The organism is Mesorhizobium sp. M7A.F.Ca.CA.004.12.1.1 (assembly GCF_003997835.1).
In the GTDB taxonomy this organism is placed as follows: domain Bacteria; phylum Pseudomonadota; class Alphaproteobacteria; order Rhizobiales; family Rhizobiaceae; genus Mesorhizobium.
The window spans coordinates 1-1,896 of the sequence record NZ_RZRK01001011.1; the positions used below are offsets into that span (position 1 = coordinate 1).

The 1,896-nt window shown below is 63.6% G+C and carries 3 protein-coding genes; all 3 read right to left on the bottom strand.

Translation table 11 applies throughout. The features are described 5' to 3' along the window. Window positions 1-52: 52 nt before the first annotated feature. The gene (locus tag EN984_RS32940) at window positions 53-1,432 is read right to left on the bottom strand and encodes an aspartate aminotransferase family protein (RefSeq protein WP_127268234.1); all 1,380 of its coding nucleotides are present in this window, start codon (window positions 1,430-1,432) and stop codon (window positions 53-55) included. A 47-nt stretch (window positions 1,433-1,479) separates the two neighbouring features. Then, complete coding sequence (locus EN984_RS32945; RefSeq protein WP_127268233.1) at window positions 1,480-1,620, bottom strand: capsid protein; 141 nt, start codon at window positions 1,618-1,620, stop codon at window positions 1,480-1,482. A gap of 68 nt (window positions 1,621-1,688) precedes the next feature. Next, the coding region (locus EN984_RS32950) for a prolyl oligopeptidase family serine peptidase (protein ID WP_164765849.1) at window positions 1,689-1,896 on the bottom strand (208 nt) is incomplete at its 5' end.

Genomic DNA, 1,896 nt, shown 5'->3' on the forward strand with positions numbered 1-1,896 from the left:
GCCTCAAGGCTGGGCGCTCCCGCCGAGGAGCGCCCAGCCGAGGGGTCGAGTTCTACCGCTTGCGCAGGTCGGCTTGCGCCAGATCCAACGCCTTCGAGATGCGATCGCAGGCCATATCGATCGTATCACGGGTCCAGATCAACGGCGGCGACAGGATCATCGTGTCACCGGTGGCGCGCAGCATCATGCCGTGCGCGATGGCATGATCCCGCACGGTTACCGCCGCACTTCCAGCCGGCAGGAACCGCTCCTTGGTCGCCTTGTCCTTGACGATCTCGATCGCGCCCATCAGTCCGATCGAACGCACCTCGCCGACCAGATCATGTCCGGCGATGCGCTCCTGCAACGCCTTGGCGAAGTAAGGGCCGGTGTCGTTCCGGACGCGGTCGACCAGCCCTTCGCGCTCGATGATCTCGAGGTTCTTCAGCGCCACGGCGCAGGCCACCGGGTGGCCGGAATAGGTGTAGCCGTGATTGAACTCGCCGCCCTTCTCGACCAGCGTCGAGGCGATGCGGTCGCCGACCAGCAATGCCGACAGCGGCTGATAGCCCGAGGTCAGAGCCTTGGCGGTGGTGATCGTATCGGGCTCGATACCGAGCGTCTGGGCAGCGAACCACTCGCCGGTGCGGCCATAGCCGGTGATGACCTCGTCCAGCATCAGCAGGACATCGTATTTGCGGCAGATGCGCTGCACTTCCGGCCAGTAGCTCGCCGGCGGTATCTTCACGCCACCGGCCCCCATGACCGGCTCGCCGATAAAGGCGGCAACCTTGTCGGCGCCGGCTTCGAGGATCGCCTCCTCGACAGCCCCGGCCGCGCGCAGGCCGAAATCATGGTCGCTCTCTCCCGGCAGCGCCAGTTCATAGGCGTAGGGCATCATCACATGGACGATGTTGGGCACCGCACCGTTGAGCTGCTTGTGCATACCATCCATGCCGCCGAGCGAGGTGCCGGCAACGGTCGAGCCGTGATAGGCCATCTTGCGCGAGATGATGCGGTTCTTCTCCGGCTGGCCTTCCAGCACCCAATAGTGGCGCACGAGACGCAGTGCCGTGTCGTTGGCCTCCGAGCCCGACGAACCATAGAACACCTGGTTGACGTGCTTTGGCGCGATCTCCGCCAGCTTCTTGGACAGCAGCACTGGCGTCGGCGTCGAGCATTTGAAGAAGGAGTTGTAATAAGGCAGTTCCTTCATCTGGGCATAGGCGGCCTCGGCCAGCTCGTCACGGCCATAGCCGATGTTGACGCACCACAGCCCGGCCATGCCATCGAGGATTTCAGCCCCCTCGGAATCGTAGATAAAAGGGCCATTGGCATGGGTGATGATGCGCGACCCGGCCCCGCGCATTTCCTTGTGGTCGGTGAACGGATGCAGATGATGCGCGGCGTCGATCTGCTGAAGCTGCTTCAGCGAATAATTCTGATAGGTCATGTCTGATCTTCCCTCTGGATTCTATCCGGCAAGCCGGGGCGAATGCTTCAGAGGCAGAGAGGTGGCGAATAGCCGATGCGGGCGCACAGCCGCAAAAGCTCGGCGCGCAGCGTACGCGGTGACGGCGTCACCGCGACCCGCAATGCGCGAGCCTCAAATGCGCCAACCAACATCCTGACGAGAGCCATGGCTGGCACCTTAGAGCAAAGGCTGGTCGAGGAGAACCACCCTTTGCTTGGCCCATAACGGAATGAGTCTAGGCCTTGGCTGTCAGCGCCCTCTGCAGGAAGACATATTTCATCGCCGTCTGCGCCGCCTGCGGCCGGCGGTCGCCACGCCCGCCATGACCACCCTCGGTCTCCTCGAAGAACAGCGTCCTGGCATGGCCGGCTTCCTGCAGGCGGGCGGCCATCTTACGCGCATGGCCGGGATGGACCCGATCGTCAGCGGTCGATGTGGTCAGC